This window comes from Flavobacterium lacisediminis (assembly GCF_025909975.1).
Taxonomy (GTDB): domain Bacteria; phylum Bacteroidota; class Bacteroidia; order Flavobacteriales; family Flavobacteriaceae; genus Flavobacterium; species Flavobacterium lacisediminis.
Genome location: NZ_JAPCIO010000002.1, coordinates 392506 through 407156, shown reverse-complemented (window position 1 = coordinate 407156; position 14651 = coordinate 392506). Strand labels below are relative to the sequence as shown.

17 protein-coding genes and 1 tRNA gene are annotated in these 14651 nt (G+C 33.0%); 10 read left to right on the top strand and 8 right to left on the bottom strand.

Annotated elements, in window-relative coordinates; genetic code table 11:
- Window position 1: 1 nt before the first annotated feature.
- Entirely contained in the window at window positions 2–616 is a 615-nt protein-coding gene (locus OJ995_RS04435; RefSeq protein ID WP_264368320.1) for an IMPACT family protein, read from the top strand.
- Here OJ995_RS04435 and OJ995_RS04430 read toward each other — a convergent pair.
- Window positions 613–1023 carry an acyl-CoA thioesterase gene (locus OJ995_RS04430; protein ID WP_264368319.1) on the bottom strand — a complete coding sequence of 137 codons (411 nt, stop codon included), beginning with the start codon at window positions 1021–1023 and terminating at the stop codon, window positions 613–615. The two genes, OJ995_RS04435 and OJ995_RS04430, sit on opposite strands and share 4 nt — an antisense overlap.
- 204 nt (window positions 1024–1227) lie before the next feature.
- On the opposite strand from OJ995_RS04430, the gene dnaA reads away from it, so the two are divergent.
- From dnaA to OJ995_RS04415, 3 genes are read left to right on the top strand one after another with little or no spacing between them, the layout of a single operon-like run.
- Entirely contained in the window at window positions 1228–2655 is a 1428-nt protein-coding gene (gene dnaA / locus OJ995_RS04425; protein WP_264368318.1) for a chromosomal replication initiator protein DnaA, read from the top strand.
- 3 nt (window positions 2656–2658) lie between these two features.
- Window positions 2659–3111, top strand: coding sequence for a low molecular weight protein-tyrosine-phosphatase (locus OJ995_RS04420; protein WP_264368317.1), 453 nt, complete (start codon window positions 2659–2661; stop codon window positions 3109–3111).
- A gap of 7 nt (window positions 3112–3118) precedes the next feature.
- Window positions 3119–3853, top strand: a complete 735-nt coding sequence (locus tag OJ995_RS04415) for an SAM-dependent methyltransferase (RefSeq protein ID WP_264368316.1) — start codon at window positions 3119–3121, stop codon at window positions 3851–3853.
- 2 nt (window positions 3854–3855) lie between these two features.
- Here the strand turns inward: OJ995_RS04415 and OJ995_RS04410 are convergent, their stop codons facing one another.
- From OJ995_RS04410 to dapF, 5 genes are all read right to left on the bottom strand, one after another.
- Window positions 3856–4500, bottom strand: a complete 645-nt coding sequence (locus OJ995_RS04410) for a peptidoglycan-binding protein LysM (protein WP_264368315.1) — start codon at window positions 4498–4500, stop codon at window positions 3856–3858.
- A gap of 96 nt (window positions 4501–4596) precedes the next feature.
- Window positions 4597–5469, bottom strand: a complete 873-nt coding sequence (locus tag OJ995_RS04405; RefSeq protein WP_264368314.1) for a DUF2279 domain-containing protein — start codon at window positions 5467–5469, stop codon at window positions 4597–4599.
- 124 nt (window positions 5470–5593) lie between these two features.
- Window positions 5594–6634, bottom strand: a complete 1041-nt coding sequence (mltG, locus tag OJ995_RS04400) for an endolytic transglycosylase MltG (protein ID WP_264368313.1) — start codon at window positions 6632–6634, stop codon at window positions 5594–5596.
- Window positions 6635–6645: 11 nt separating this feature from the next.
- Window positions 6646–7176, bottom strand: coding sequence for a GNAT family N-acetyltransferase (locus tag OJ995_RS04395; RefSeq protein WP_264368312.1), 531 nt, complete (start codon window positions 7174–7176; stop codon window positions 6646–6648).
- 25 nt (window positions 7177–7201) lie between these two features.
- A complete protein-coding gene (dapF, locus tag OJ995_RS04390) occupies window positions 7202–7990 on the bottom strand; it encodes a diaminopimelate epimerase (RefSeq protein WP_264368311.1) in 789 nt (262 codons plus the stop codon).
- 124 nt (window positions 7991–8114) lie between these two features.
- Here dapF and OJ995_RS04385 point away from each other — a divergent pair, with 124 nt between their 5' ends.
- From OJ995_RS04385 to OJ995_RS04375, 3 genes are all read left to right on the top strand, one after another.
- The gene (locus OJ995_RS04385) at window positions 8115–9497 is read left to right on the top strand and encodes a Do family serine endopeptidase (RefSeq protein ID WP_264368310.1); all 1383 of its coding nucleotides are present in this window, start codon (window positions 8115–8117) and stop codon (window positions 9495–9497) included.
- Window positions 9498–9620: 123 nt separating this feature from the next.
- Window positions 9621–11069, top strand: coding sequence for a glyceraldehyde-3-phosphate dehydrogenase (locus OJ995_RS04380; RefSeq protein ID WP_264368309.1), 1449 nt, complete (start codon window positions 9621–9623; stop codon window positions 11067–11069).
- Between the two features lie 111 nt (window positions 11070–11180).
- Window positions 11181–11690 carry a hypothetical protein gene (locus tag OJ995_RS04375; RefSeq protein WP_264368308.1) on the top strand — a complete coding sequence of 170 codons (510 nt, stop codon included), beginning with the start codon at window positions 11181–11183 and terminating at the stop codon, window positions 11688–11690.
- Between the two features lie 58 nt (window positions 11691–11748).
- Here OJ995_RS04375 and OJ995_RS04370 read toward each other — a convergent pair whose 3' ends face one another.
- Window positions 11749–12288, bottom strand: coding sequence for a TlpA family protein disulfide reductase (locus OJ995_RS04370; RefSeq protein ID WP_264368307.1), 540 nt, complete (start codon window positions 12286–12288; stop codon window positions 11749–11751).
- An 18-nt stretch (window positions 12289–12306) separates the two neighbouring features.
- Window positions 12307–13254: a thioredoxin-disulfide reductase gene (gene trxB / locus OJ995_RS04365; protein ID WP_264368306.1), complete on the bottom strand. Its 948-nt coding sequence runs from the start codon at window positions 13252–13254 to the stop codon at window positions 12307–12309.
- A 153-nt stretch (window positions 13255–13407) separates the two neighbouring features.
- Here trxB and OJ995_RS04360 point away from each other — a divergent pair.
- From OJ995_RS04360 to OJ995_RS04350, 3 genes are all read left to right on the top strand, one after another.
- Window positions 13408–13482: transfer RNA gene (locus tag OJ995_RS04360), tRNA-Pro, on the top strand.
- Window positions 13483–13676: 194 nt separating this feature from the next.
- Window positions 13677–14285, top strand: a complete 609-nt coding sequence (gene udk, locus OJ995_RS04355) for a uridine kinase (protein ID WP_264368305.1) — start codon at window positions 13677–13679, stop codon at window positions 14283–14285.
- Window position 14286: 1 nt separating this feature from the next.
- Entirely contained in the window at window positions 14287–14640 is a 354-nt protein-coding gene (locus OJ995_RS04350) for an FtsB family cell division protein (protein WP_264368304.1), read from the top strand.
- Window positions 14641–14651: the final 11 nt, after the last annotated feature.

Below are 14651 nucleotides of genomic sequence, written 5' to 3'. Positions count from 1 at the left end.
GATGGATTCCCCAGAAAAAGACACATATAAAACCATAGCTGCAGCTTCGGAAGAAGTCTTATACAAAGAAAAGAATAGTAAATTCTTTGGCTATGCTTTTCCTGTAACTACCGAAGTAGAAATTAAAGAGATTTTAGAGCGTTTACGAAAAGAGCATTTTTCAGCGCGCCATTGGTGTTACGCCTATCAAATTGGAACAGAAAAAATTCAATACCGCGCTAACGATGATGGAGAACCCAACAATAGTGCTGGAATGCCTATTTATGGACAAATTCAGTCATTTGAAGTTACGAATGTATTAGTTGTAGTGGTTCGTTATTTTGGAGGTGTAAAACTAGGTGTTGGAGGCTTGATTTCTGCTTATAAAATTGCAGCTCAAATGGCAATGGAAAATGCTGAAATTATCGAACGTACCATAGATAAACATTTCATCATTTCTTTTGGGTATGCAAACATGAATAAAGTGATGCGCATCATTAAAGAAAAAAACTTACAAATCGTTTCTCAAAAAATGGAAATGGATTGCGAAATTGAAATTGCTACCCGAAAAAAAAATGTCCAAAATCTATTGGACACTTTTGAAAATTTATTCGAAATAAAATTAACCGAAATTTAAACTTCTAGAAAAGAATTTATCTTCTCCGAAACATAACTTGGAGGCAAAATTGGACGCCCCGATTTCATGTCTACAAACACTAACATCGAATAACCCGTTGTTAATAACTCATTCGCTTCATTAAAGATTTCGTAGTCAAATTCTATCTTCACAGAGGTCTGACTTTTTAATATTGTCTTAACCGTTAGCAAATCATCATAACGTGCTGGTTTCTTATAATTCATGGTTAATGAAACCACAGGAAGCATAACACCATTTTCTTCCATCCATTTGTACGAAACCCCTAAGTTTCTTAGCCATTCCACGCGTCCCATCTCAAAATACTGTGCGTAATTTCCGTGATAAACGACTCCCATTTGGTCAGTTTCCGCATAACGCACACGAACTTGAAATTGATATTCTCTCATATTAAACTAATATTAAATTAATCTTAAAAAATTACCCACAAGGCTTACAATATTTTTTTTTAAAAATCAAGGCTAAAAAAATTTTTTTTACAAAATTTTGTTCACATATTTGCTAACCCAAATCACAAGAACAGAATATCCGTTCTGTTCACTTTTGTAACCTATACAAAACTAAAAATAAACTAGTAATAACTAATTGAATTTATGACGAAAACTGCGCAATCGGTATGGAATAACTGTCTGTCTTTCATAAAAGACAATATTCAAGATCAAGCTTACAAGACTTGGTTTGAACCTATACAGTCAGTTGAGCTAAACGATAACGCGTTGTCTATTCAAGTACCTAGTAAATTCTTCTACGAATGGTTGGAAGAACACTATGTAAAATTATTAAAAGTAGCCCTAACTAAAGAATTAGGACCGGGCGCAAAGTTATTGTATAAAATTAAGATGGAAAACACTTATGGCAATAAACTTCCATTTACTGAGCAAATTCCAAGTTATAACAGAACAGCGGTAAAACCTCAGGAAGTAGATGTGCCTATTGTGAATAAAAACCCAGAATTAAAAAATCCTTTTATCATCCCTGGAATTCGTAATTTAAAAATCGAATCACAATTAAATGCTAATTACAGTTTTGACAATTTCCTTGAAGGAGATTCGAACCGTTTAGCAAGAAGTGCAGGTATGGCCGTAGCAAATAAACCAGGCGGAACTTCTTTCAACCCATTATTGATTTTTGGTGGTGTTGGATTAGGAAAAACGCACTTAGCGCACGCTATTGGAGTTGAAATCAAAGATAAATATCCAGAAAAAACTGTTTTGTATATTTCAGCTGAAATATTCACACAACAATATATTGATTCGGTTAAGAAAAACACACGTAACGATTTTATTCACTTCTATCAATTAATTGATGTTTTGATTATTGACGATGTACAATTCTTATCGGGTAAATCAGGAACGCAAGATGTATTTTTCCACATCTTCAACCATTTACACCAAAACGGAAAACAAGTAATTCTAACTTCAGACAAAGCACCAGTGGACATGCAAGATATTGAGCAACGCTTACTATCTCGTTTCAAATGGGGATTATCAGCAGAATTACATCAACCTGACTACGAAACTCGTATTTCAATTTTGAAAAATATTTTATTCCGTGACGGAGTAGAAATGCCTGACGAAATTGTAGAATATGTTGCTAAAAACATCAAATCTAACGTTCGTGAATTAGAAGGTGCTATTATTTCTCTAATTGCTCAATCTTCTTTCAACAAACGCGAGGTTACCATTGAATTAGCAAAACAAGTAGTTGAGAAATTCGTTAAAAACGTAAAACGTGAAATTTCAATTGATTATATTCAGAAAATAGTTTCTGATTATTTCCAATTGGACGTTGAAACTTTACAATCAAAAACTAGAAAACGTCACGTGGTACAAGCTAGACAATTAGCGATGTTCTTTGCTAAGAAATTTACAAAAGCTTCATTAGCAAACATTGGTTCGCAAATTGGAGACAGAGACCACGCAACAGTTCTTCATGCTTGTAAAACGGTTGATAACTTAGTTACTACCGACAAACAATTCCGCAAATTCGTTGACGATATCAACAAGAAATTATCGCTATAATTCATGGCTTCTAAAATCTTAATGGTTTGCTTAGGAAATATTTGCCGTTCTCCTTTGGCAGAAGGTATTATGCGCTCTAAACTTTCCGAAGATTTTATTGTGGATTCCGCAGGAACTGGCGGTTGGCATGCTGGAGAATTACCCGATAAACGTTCCATTTCAACTGCTAAGGGCAGAGGATTAGACATCACCAATCAAAGAGCAAGACAATTCAAAAAAAGTGATTTTGATACTTTTGATCATATTTTTGTAATGGATAATTCCAATTACAAAGATGTTCTAGCTTTGGCACCAAATGAAGAAGCAAAATCGAAAGTCAAGCTGATTCTAAACGAAATTTTTCCTGGCGAAAACGTTGATGTTCCCGACCCGTATTATGGTGGTCAAGACGGATTTGAAAACGTTTTTGATATGTTAGACCAAGCTTGTGAAGAAATTGCAAGAAAACTTAAGTAATAATATCATGAAATCAAACACTTTAGGTAAACTATACTTAATTCCAATAACTTTATCCAATCCTGGAGAAACTACTGTAGTTCCTGAAGATGTTTTACCTCAAACCATAAAGAGAACCATTGATTTTGTAGATTATTATATAGTTGAAAACGAGAAAACCGCTCGTAAATTCATCAAAAGCATTCATCCCGAAAAAAAACAACCCGATTTAAAGATTTCGGTTCTAAACAAACACACTGAATTTGCTGAACATAACGAATTCATACAACCTTTATTAAGGGGTGAAAACATTGGATTAATGAGTGAATCTGGTTGCCCTGGAATTGCAGATCCTGGTGCTGTTATTGTGAAGTTAGCACATGAAAAAGGAATTCAAGTAGTGCCGTTAGTAGGACCAAGTTCAATTTTATTAGCTTTAATGGCAAGCGGAATGAACGGACAAAGTTTCGCTTTCAATGGTTATTTACCAATCGATAAAAACGATAAAAAACAGGCTTTAAAGAATTTCGAACGTTTATCTCAGGATAAAAATCAGTCTCAATTGTTTATTGAAACGCCTTATCGCAATAATAAATTGATGGAAGATTTGTTGCAAATTTTACAACCAAGTACCTATTTATGTGTAGCTTGTGATATTACTTTGCCTACAGAATACATCAAAACCAAAACGGTTAACGAATGGAAAAAAGAAAAGGCCGATTTACATAATCGACCTTGTATTTTTATTATTCACAAAATGTAAAATTACTCTAAATCTACTTTTGCATTTGCATCTGCTTCAATGTGTGAAATATCGTAATTTGAAAATTTTCTGATGTAGCTTGATAACGATGTTCCAAAACCATCTTTGAAACCATTACGCCCATTACTTCTTAAATATTTTTTTACTGAACCAGCTCCACCTAAATGTGCTGCCGCAATTAAACCTGATTCTGTAATTTCTACACCATTGATTACTCTACCTGAATATTTTTGAATTTCTTTACGTAATTCCCACTTGTTTCTAGCGATTAAAGCTTTGAAAGCTTCATCTTGCCATACAGCATTACGTAAAAACTCTTGAAAATCATAAATACCCACAGTGCGCAGTGTACTTCTTCCGAATTGGTATTTACCCATGTATCCGTATGGATTCACTAAATGCAATATACATCTTGACTCTTTATAAGCCATTTTTTGAGCAAAACCTATAAAAGATTTACCAACTTGTGGCACTTTAATTGGTAATACCTCTTCGTTTTCATATTCATTTGGAACGTGGTATTTGATACCTTCGTAATTTGACAAATGAAATCCTTCTAATTTTTCTTTCTTAAAGGTTATAAAACCTGAAGAAACGACTAATACTAGGAGTGTCAATCCTATAAAATACGACCTTTTTTTTATCATGAATTGTTATTTCTCAGCGCCTGTCACCCATCTGAAATTACCGCTGCAAATATACAAAAAAAATTACAATATTGATTTACAGCATGTTAATAATCCCTAAAAGTAGATAAAATGCCCTTTAAGTCCGTTATACTCATCGTATTGCAAAGTAGGTGCTGGAATTTTAATCGTGTTAAAAACAGAGAAAAGTGTCTTTAAAAAATGAGATTTTGTAGTAATTTTCGTTAAGTCAACATCTAAACTAAGGTAAAATTGACGATATGGGTTTTGAATAATTCCGTTTTCGATTGCTTCAGCATCATTTCCGTACAACATTCCCTCTCCACTATAACCAATTGCGAGGTTTAACCACTTGGGAATAAAGCTATCTTTTGTAAACGAATGAACGTTAAACGACAACCAATACGTTTGACCGTTGTAATCTTTTAAAATTTCTTCGTTAAAGGATACTCCCAGAGTTTCAGGACGTTGTGAAGCGAATTTGGTTTGATGAAATGAAAACTTCGGTGTGATACGCTGTTCTTTCCAAAGTAATTCTTGAGAAACATACAGCGCCGTTCCCGAAACATTTGCAATAATATCGCCAGATGATGCTCCCCATTCTTGTGAAAAACCATCAAAAACCTCAACTACAGTTAAAAATCCTAATCCAAGAGTGGAACCATAAATTAGTTGTTCTTTTTTTGAAGCGCCGCTCCATTGTAACATTTCAGCTCCTACCCTTCCTAAATGATAAGTAGAATATAGATGTCCTAATTTATCCATTTGCAACCACTGATTGTTATCATTAATAAAATGAAAATCAGATTTTGGATAATCTTTATACCAAAGTTGGTTTAAACCTACTAGTGTTACTCCTAAAGCCACAGATTCACCAACATAAACACTAGTTCTTCTTGGTTTATTAAGCGTATCTGAAGGTTTTAAGAAAGTATTGTTATCTGATTGCGCTTGAGAAAAAACAGACACAAACAGAAAAATGAACAGCCAGCTAGCCCTGATTGCAATAAAAATCCTATGCTGAAAGCATAGATTGAAATGGAAAGCAGGAAAATGGTTTACTAATAAAGCCCAAGCCATTCGCTCTTAAAAATTAACGATCGATTCCTAATTTAGTAACCCACTCAGCATATTTTTTAGCATTTACTTGATGTGCTTCGTAGCTTGATGCAAAGGCATGATAACCTGGTTTATCTGGATTTGCACAGAAATAAATATAATCGTGTTTTTCTGAATTTAAAACTGCATCGATAGCCGAAACATCTGGCATAGCGATTGGTCCAGGAGGTAATCCTTTATTTACATAGGTATTGTAAGGAGAATTAATTCGTAAATCGTTAAAGAAAACGCGTTTAATTTCTTGGTCAAAATCGCCCGAACGTTTTTTGATTGCAAAAATAATGGTTGGGTCAGCCTGAAGTGGCATATCTTGTTTCAAACGGTTTAAATAAACGCCAGCTACTGTTGGTCTTTCATCTACTTTTGCAGTTTCTTTATGCACAATTGAGGCTAAAGTATATACTTGAATTGGTGTTAATCCTAACGCTTTTGCTTTTTCTGTACGCTCATTATTCCAAAAAATTCGGTATTCTTTTGCTAATTTTTGAGCAATTTTGTCCGCCGGTGTATTCCAATAGAACTCGTATGTATTAGGAATAAAAAGCGCTAAAATGGTTTCTTCCGTTAAGCCATTCTCTTCCATAAAAGGTGTATTGGTAAACGCTACATCTAATTTTAAACTATCAGGTTCTAATTGGGTAGCTAAACGTTGTACTAACTTACCTAGCGTTTCTTGATTGTTAAAAGCTACTTTTACAGGAACATTTAAACGTAAACTTCTTACCATATCAAAACTAGTCATGTCTTTTTTGAAAAGAAATTTTCCAGCTTTTACATTCGTACTATAATTTCTTGATGTGGCAACAAAATCAAATTTTTCAAAATCTTTTACCAATGGTTTTACAATTTCTACTACTTGTTCATAAGTTGAATTTGAAGGAATGTAAACATAAACTTCGTCTTGTGAAAACTGTGTATTAGGTGTAAAAGCTTTAAAATATACATAAACACCAACTGCAGTTGCTACTACGATTCCGGCAACAGCGATTATTGAAATTATTTTTTTTACGTTCAAGGGATTATTTTTTAAATGTGATTGATTAATTGATATAAAATTTCGTCTTCGTATTGATTGTTGATTTTATTCCAATCTTTTTTTACTCCGATTTTCTGAAAGCCAAATTTAGTAAAAAGGGAAATACTAATTTCATTTTTTGAACCAATATTTGCATATAGTTGATGCAATTGCAATTGATTGAATGCATAATTGATTACAAGTTGCAATGCTTCGGAACCAATTCCAGCATTTCGATTGGTTTCGCTTGAAATGACGATTCCAACTCCCGCTCTATTATTTTTAGGATCAAAATCAAATAAATCGATTAAACCTACTGCTTCAAAAGTATCATTTAAGCAAATAGCTAAGCGCAATTGTTTGGCTTCATAAATATCTTGGTGCGCATTTTCTAAATACTGACGAATCAAAAATCGACTATAAGGTGTTTGCGTGTTACTTACATCCCAAACTGATTCATTGTTTTCTATTTTGTAGATAAACTCTAAATCTTCGGGTTCGAGTGCGCGAAGGTATATGTTGGTTCCTTTTAATGTTATCATTCCAAATTCAAGTTCAAATACAAGTTCAAAAATCTAAATCAATCTTTCCTTCAAAAACGAAAGTTGCTGGTCCAATTAAGAAAACATTGGTGTAATTTCCATTATCTACGTCAAATTGTACTTTTAATTTTCCGCCTTCAACATTCAAATCTATGATATTATTATTTGTTTTTCCAGTTTGATGCATGGCGATGGCAACTGCTGTTACACCAGTTCCACAAGACAAAGTTTCATCTTCAACACCGCGCTCGTAGGTACGAACTGCAAAAATATCATTCGCTAATTGATATACAAAATTGACATTACTTCCTGCTTTTCCATACAAATCGGAATAACGTATTTTTGCTCCTTCTGTTTTGATATCCAATTCAACTAAATTATCTACCAATTGCACATGATGAGGCGAACCTGTATTTAAAAAGGTATAATCTTCATATTGATTAACTGTATCAACATCTTTCATTTGAAGCGCTACGATTCCTTCTGCATCGATAGTTGCGTAATGATATCCATCCACGGCTTCAAACTCGGCTTTGTTTTCGATAACACCCATTTGTTTGGCAAAAGCAACTAAACATCTACCACCATTTCCACACATTGAACTTTCATTCCCATCTGAATTATAGTAGACCATTTTAAAATCATATTGTGGATGATTTTCTAGAAGAATCAACCCATCACCACCTATACCGAATCTTCTGTCACATAGTTGTGCTACAAGTTTGGTATTATTTTTAGGAAAAAACTCCGAACGATTGTCAATCATAACAAAATCGTTTCCAGTTCCTTGATATTTATAAAATGTAAGTTGCATTGTGTAATTAATTTATACAAAAGTACGAATTATTAATAAGATGTTAAACATTGTTAATCGAGCGTTAAAGTGATTTTTTGGAATATTTTTTATTATAATTTTGAGTGAACAAAAATTAATACATATGAAAAAATTTGGAAGTTTATTACTCGTATCGCTCTTGAGTGGAGCTGTAACATTAGGTGCTTACAAATTCTTTTTAGAGCCAAATAATGCAGGAAAACTAACACTTGCATCACCTAATTATGCCAAAAATGTAAACTTAGGCGCAGAAAACATTGATTTTACCGCAGCAGCTGAAAACACGATTCATGCTGTAGTTCACGTAAAAAACGTGAGTGTTTCAAAAGTACCAAACAATCCTTTAATGGAGTTTTTCTATGGCTATCAAGGACCAAGAGAACAAACACAAATAGGAACAGGTTCGGGCGTTATTATTACCGAAGATGGTTATATTGTTACCAATAATCACGTTATTCAAGATGCAACTGAAATTGAAGTTACACTAAACAATAACAAATCCTACAAAGCAAAATTAGTCGGAACCGATTCTAAAATGGATGTCGCGCTTTTAAAAGTAGAAGCCGATGAAAAATTACCTTATGCGGTTTTTGGTGATTCTGACTCAATTAAAGTGGGAGAATGGGTTTTAGCAGTTGGGAATCCGTATAACTTAAATTCTACCGTTACTGCGGGAATTGTTTCGGCAAAAGCTCGAAATTTATCCAACAACGGAATTCAATCGTTTATCCAAACCGATGCAGCGGTGAATCCTGGAAACAGTGGTGGCGCATTGGTAAACACTCGTGGGGAATTAATTGGAATTAATACGATGATTTCTTCTCCTACAGGAAGTTATGCTGGATATTCGTTTGCTGTTCCATCGAATTTAACTCGAAAAATTATTGAAGATTTAATGCAATTTGGAAATGTTCAAAGAGGTGTTTTAGGAGTTGAAGGTGGCGAATTGAATTCGAATTACGCAAAAGAATTAGGAATCAAAGAAACACAAGGTTTCTATATTAATAAGGTGACTAAAAATTCGGGAGCTGAAAAAGCCGGATTAACCAAAGGTGATATTATTATACAATTAGACGATAAAAAGATCAATGGTTTTGCCGAATTATCAGCATATATTAATACAAAACGCCCTAATGATGTCATTCAAGTAAGTGTTTTACGTGATGGAAAACAAAAAACACTTCCGGTTAAGTTGACTAAAAAAGAAATTTTAAATTACGAATTCAACGGAATTGAATTTGAAGATCTTGATGCTGCTGATAAAAAACAATTCAACGTTAAAGAAGGCATCAAAATTAAGAAAGTCAACAATCCTGAATATGCCGAATATAGTGACATTTTAGACGGCGCTGTAATTTTAAGTATTGACGGAAATAAAGCAAAAGATATGGAGACTGTTTCGAGCTATTTGGCTAAAAAAGAAAATCAGAAAGCACGCTATCAAATTATTTCTAAAAACGGTCAGATGTATAGTATTATCATGTAAAAACACATTAATAAATGAACTTTAAAACCAGACATTATTTTTGTCTGGTTTTTTTATTAAAAAAATTTTACGAAAACGATTGAAATCTATACTTTTGCACCACAAAACAACACATTTATTTTCATGAGCAATATCTCTTTATACGAAAAAGAATTAGCTTTTCAGGCAGACAGAAGAAAAGCTGGTGTAGAATTCATTAAAATCATCAGTGATTTATGGTATGACAAATCAATTGAATTGGTTTTATTCCGTAATCAATTGATCGATAAAAACGTAAGTGAAATCATCAACTTACACGAGTACGCTGGTGCTTTTGTTGAAAAACCAATCAACGTTTTTGACTCAGTTGAGATTGCAAGTGCTATTGTAGATTTAGATTTACCACCATCAAGAATTGATATTGGAAAATTAACTTACGAATATCATTTAGAAGACGACAAATACAATGATGCCAAAGCATTCGTTATCGACAAATTAAAAAATGCAAAAAACTTCCAAGAAATAAAACCAAAAGATGTCGTGTTATACGGATTTGGTAGAATTGGTCGTTTATTAGCTCGTGAATTAATGTCGAAAATTGGAAAAGGACAACAATTACGTTTAAGAGCGATTGTAACTAGAGATAAAAATGACGCTGTTTTATTAGAAAAAAGAGCATCTTTATTACGTTACGATTCTGTTCATGGTGACTTCAATGGCTCGGTAATTGCAGATCCAGAAAACAATGCTTTATTGATTAATGGAACAACAGTTCACATCATTACAGCTAACACACCAGAAGAAATTGATTATACGGCTTTCGGAATTGAAGATGCATTAGTAATCGACAATACAGGAGCTTTCACTACTGAAGAAGCATTAAAACGTCATTTAACTTCTAAAGGAGCTGACAAAGTTTTATTGACAGCACCTGGAAAAGGAGTTCCAAATATCGTTTACGGAGTAAATCATGAAGATTATAACCCAGACGAAGTAAATATTTTCTCTGCTGCTTCTTGTACAACCAATGCGATTACTCCAGTTTTAAAAGCTGTTGAAGATACTTTAGGAGTTGTAAAAGGACACTTAGAAACGATTCACGCTTATACAAATGACCAAAACTTAGTAGATAACATGCACAAAAAATACCGTAGAGGTCGTGCCGCTGCTTTAAACATGGTTATTACAGAAACTGGCGCTGGAAGTGCTGTTGCAAAAGCTTTACCTGCATTAGCTGGAAAATTAACTTCAAATGCGATTCGTGTTCCTGTTCCAAACGGTTCATTAGTAGTATTGAATTTAGAAGTTGGAAAAAACACTTCAATTGAAGAAGTAAACAACATTATGAAAAAATACGCTTTAGAAGGTGATCTTGTAGAGCAAATTAAATACTCTTTAAACAATGAATTAGTATCTTCAGATATCGTAGGAACTTCTGCTCCTGCTATTTTTGATAGTAACGCTACCATTGTTTCTGGAGACGGAAAAAACATTGTAATGTATGTATGGTATGATAACGAATATGGTTACAGCCATCAAGTTATTCGTTTAGCGAAATACATTGCTAAAGTAAGAAGATACAGTTACTATTAGTAGATAGCATAAAATTTCAAAAGCTCTTAGTGTAAACTAGGAGCTTTTTTTGTTTTTGTCGAGATTGATTTTGGTATATTTGATCTGTCGAATTAGATAATATTAAACAAAATGAAACCAATTACGCTACTTTTTTATTTATTTATAATATGTGGTTGTAGTAATAAAAATTACAATCTAATAATTGATATAAAAGAAGAATATGAAAATAACTACGAAGATAAAATTGTTTTAAGAGACAAAGGTTTCAGACCAAATAAAGAAATTTTTAAAAAATTAAAAAAAGATATAAAGGGTGATTTTATTTACATCTTTTCGTGGGTTAATCATTTACCAATAGCAGGAGTTGATGAATATAAATCAATTCTATATGATAAAAACACGCAAAAAGTATTCTATATAAATAACACTTCCGAAAATAAGAAAAGGATTAATATTGCAACTGAAAATAAAAATTTCAAAGAAGAGAAAAATTTATTAGATGGTTTTTTAGATGGAAAAATTGATTCTTTAGTAAACTTAAAACCTAGATATGTTTCCTCAGAAATAGGATCTGATTATTATATTTTTGATTCAACATCAAAAAAGGTTTTTGTGATTAAAAATTTCACTTTGAGATAAAACCAATCACAAACTCATTAAACGAAAAAGCTCTTAGTTTTCACTAAGAGCTTTTTATTTATTTTTTCACCAAGTTATCCATGACAATCCTAAACGCATCGTCATCCCAATTGGTTGCTACTTTAGATTCCACTACAATTCTTCCTTTTTTACTTAATAAATAGGTAGAAGGAAAAGTGGTGAATTCCATAGGCTTCGGAATTCGACTCAAACTAAAATACACTGGAAATGTAAATTGATGTTTTTCAATAAAATTACGAACCTCTATCTGTGAATTTTTAGTCACAAAGTAAAACTGAGCCTTCGTTTTATATTCGTCATAAATAGTTTGTAGCAATTCTAATTCTTCCACAGCATTTGAATTATTTAAATCCCACATGTGAATTAAGATTACATTATTTTGATCCACATACATGCTTTTTTCTACTCCACTTGGACCAATTAATGCCCAATCATAAAATCCAACTACTTTTTGTTCTTCTACAGGAATAAATTTTGGAGATGGTAAAGTTGAAGTGCTTTTTGCATTGGCAAAATAAAATACCAAACCAGAAACACCAATAAAAAACACCAATAAAAAGATTTTTTTAGTATTCATGATTTTATAATTTAAAGGTTACTCTTTCGAAGCAATATAACGTTCTGCATCTAATGCTGCCATACAACCAGTACCTGCAGCTGTAATAGCCTGACGATATACATGATCAGCAGCATCACCTGCTACAAATACACCTGCTACATTTGTTTTAGAACTTCCAGGTACATTTACGATGTAACCTGTTTCGTCTAACGTAATGAAATCAGCAAAAATATCAGTATTTGGTTTGTGACCAATCGCTACGAAAAATCCTGTTGCTGGAATTTCAACAACTTCTCCTGTTGCTCTATTTTTTGCTTTAACTCCAGTAACAACTTGTCCGTCACCTAAAACTTCTTCTGTTTCAGTATTCATTAAAATTTCGATGTTTTCAGTTTTTTGAACACGTTCAGCCATAATTTTAGAAGCTCTAAATTTATCACTACGAACTAACATCGTTACTTTTTTACATAATTTAGATAAGTAATGTGCTTCTTCACACGCACTATCTCCTGCTCCTACGATTACTACTTCCTGATTTCTATAGAAAAATCCGTCACAAACCGCACAAGCGGAAACACCACCACCTAATTTTAAATAGTGTTGTTCCGATTCTAATCCTAAATATTTAGCAGAAGCTCCAGTAGAAATAATTACCGTTTCTGCATGGATTTCTATAGTATCATTAATCCAAACTTTATGAATATCTCCAGAGAAATCTACTTTTGTAGCCCAACCATCACGAATATCTGAACCAAAACGTTTTGCTTGTTCTTGCAACTGAACCATCATCTCAGGTCCGGTTACACCTTCAGGATATCCTGGAAAGTTTTCAACTTCATTAGTTGTTGTTAATTGACCACCTGGTTGTTGTCCTTGATATAAAACAGGATTCATATTCGCTCTAGCCGCATAAATAGCCGCAGTATATCCCGCTGGACCAGAACCTATAATTAAGCATTTTACTTTTTCGATTGTATCTGACATAACTTTATTCTTTTAAGAGTAGCAAATGTAAGTTTTTAATTAAAATTATTTCTTAAAAATAGATTAGAATTCACTATTTCATAATAAACTAAATTTATTTTTAAAAAACGTTTTGAAAATAACAATATAGTTCTATATTTGCACTCACAAATTCGGGGTGTAGCGTAGCCCGGTTATCGCGCCTGCTTTGGGAGCAGGAGGCCGCAGGTTCGAATCCTGCCACCCCGACAAAAGACCTTCAATTGAGGGTCTTTTTTCATTTATAAAAATCTGTTTTCTATCTGCGATGCAAAGCATCTGTTTTATCCGCGTTCTAAAACCTATATTTTTTTAGCATTTATTCCCAAAACTTTCTCACCAAAACAAAAAACACATAGAATATTATTTCTATTTTTGCTAAAACAATCAATTTAAGAATCTTTATGCTAATTATTGGAATTGCCGGCGGTACCGGAAGTGGAAAAACAACAGTTGTACATCAGATTATGAATGAGTTACCTGCTACTGAGGTAGGTATTATTTCTCAAGATTCTTACTACAAAGAAACGCATCATCTGAGTTATGAAGAGCGTACCAAAATTAATTTCGACCATCCAAGAGCTATTGATTTTGAGTTGTTAGTAACACATCTTAAAGATTTAAAAGCAGGAAAAACAATCGAACAACCTGTTTATTCTTTCGTTACTCACGATAGAACTGACGATAAAGTCATCACACATCCAAGAAAAGTAATGATTGTAGAAGGCATCTTAATTCTAACCAATCCAGAATTAAGAGATATGTTTGACATTAAAGTATACGTTCATGCCGATTCTGACGAACGCTTAATTCGTCGTTTAAAACGTGATATTGCAGAACGTGGTCGTGACATGGAAGAAGTTTTGAATCGCTATCAAAACACGTTAAAACCAATGCACGAACAATTCATCGAGCCTACAAAAGCTTTTGCTGATATTATCATTCCAAATGACAAATACAACACGGTTGCTATTGATGTAGTGCGTGCTGTAATTAATCAAAGAATCGCTTAAAATGAAAAAAATAAAGAATTTAATTGCCAATTATCCGTTCCTAAGGTTTTTAGTGAACCGTTATATTTTGGTATTACTTTTCTTTATTGTTTGGATGTTATTTTTCGACAATTATTCCTATTTAGAACATCGTGTTTTAGATAAAGAAATTGAGGAAATTGAAGACAACATTCAATACTACAAAACCGAAATCAAAAAAGACAGCGCCAATATAAAACACCTTAAAAATGATGATCGTGTTGAAAAATACGCTCGCGAAAAATATTATATGAAACGCGAAAACGAAGATATTTACATCATCGAATTTGAAGGCGAAAAGAAAGCTGAACCAGAGAAAACAACTAGTAACAATTAAACATATAATTC

Excerpts from the sequence above, each read along its gene's own strand:
- OJ995_RS04410 (WP_264368315.1), bottom strand. The coding sequence starts at position 4,500 with ATGATAAAAAAAAGGTCGTATTTTATAGGATTGACACTCCTAGTATTA.
- OJ995_RS04415 (WP_264368316.1), top strand. The coding sequence starts at position 3,119 with ATGAAATCAAACACTTTAGGTAAACTATACTTAATTCCAATAACTTTA.
- OJ995_RS04380 (WP_264368309.1), top strand. The coding sequence starts at position 9,621 with ATGAGCAATATCTCTTTATACGAAAAAGAATTAGCTTTTCAGGCAGAC.
- OJ995_RS04370 (WP_264368307.1), bottom strand. The coding sequence starts at position 12,288 with ATGAATACTAAAAAAATCTTTTTATTGGTGTTTTTTATTGGTGTTTCT.
- OJ995_RS04435 (WP_264368320.1), top strand. The coding sequence starts at position 2 with ATGGATTCCCCAGAAAAAGACACATATAAAACCATAGCTGCAGCTTCG.
- dnaA (WP_264368318.1), top strand. The coding sequence starts at position 1,228 with ATGACGAAAACTGCGCAATCGGTATGGAATAACTGTCTGTCTTTCATA.
- trxB (WP_264368306.1), bottom strand. The coding sequence starts at position 13,254 with ATGTCAGATACAATCGAAAAAGTAAAATGCTTAATTATAGGTTCTGGT.
- OJ995_RS04420 (WP_264368317.1), top strand. The coding sequence starts at position 2,659 with ATGGCTTCTAAAATCTTAATGGTTTGCTTAGGAAATATTTGCCGTTCT.
- OJ995_RS04375 (WP_264368308.1), top strand. The coding sequence starts at position 11,181 with ATGAAACCAATTACGCTACTTTTTTATTTATTTATAATATGTGGTTGT.
- OJ995_RS04430 (WP_264368319.1), bottom strand. The coding sequence starts at position 1,023 with ATGAGAGAATATCAATTTCAAGTTCGTGTGCGTTATGCGGAAACTGAC.
- udk (WP_264368305.1), top strand. The coding sequence starts at position 13,677 with ATGCTAATTATTGGAATTGCCGGCGGTACCGGAAGTGGAAAAACAACA.
- OJ995_RS04350 (WP_264368304.1), top strand. The coding sequence starts at position 14,287 with ATGAAAAAAATAAAGAATTTAATTGCCAATTATCCGTTCCTAAGGTTT.
- OJ995_RS04395 (WP_264368312.1), bottom strand. The coding sequence starts at position 7,176 with ATGATAACATTAAAAGGAACCAACATATACCTTCGCGCACTCGAACCC.
- OJ995_RS04385 (WP_264368310.1), top strand. The coding sequence starts at position 8,115 with ATGAAAAAATTTGGAAGTTTATTACTCGTATCGCTCTTGAGTGGAGCT.
- dapF (WP_264368311.1), bottom strand. The coding sequence starts at position 7,990 with ATGCAACTTACATTTTATAAATATCAAGGAACTGGAAACGATTTTGTT.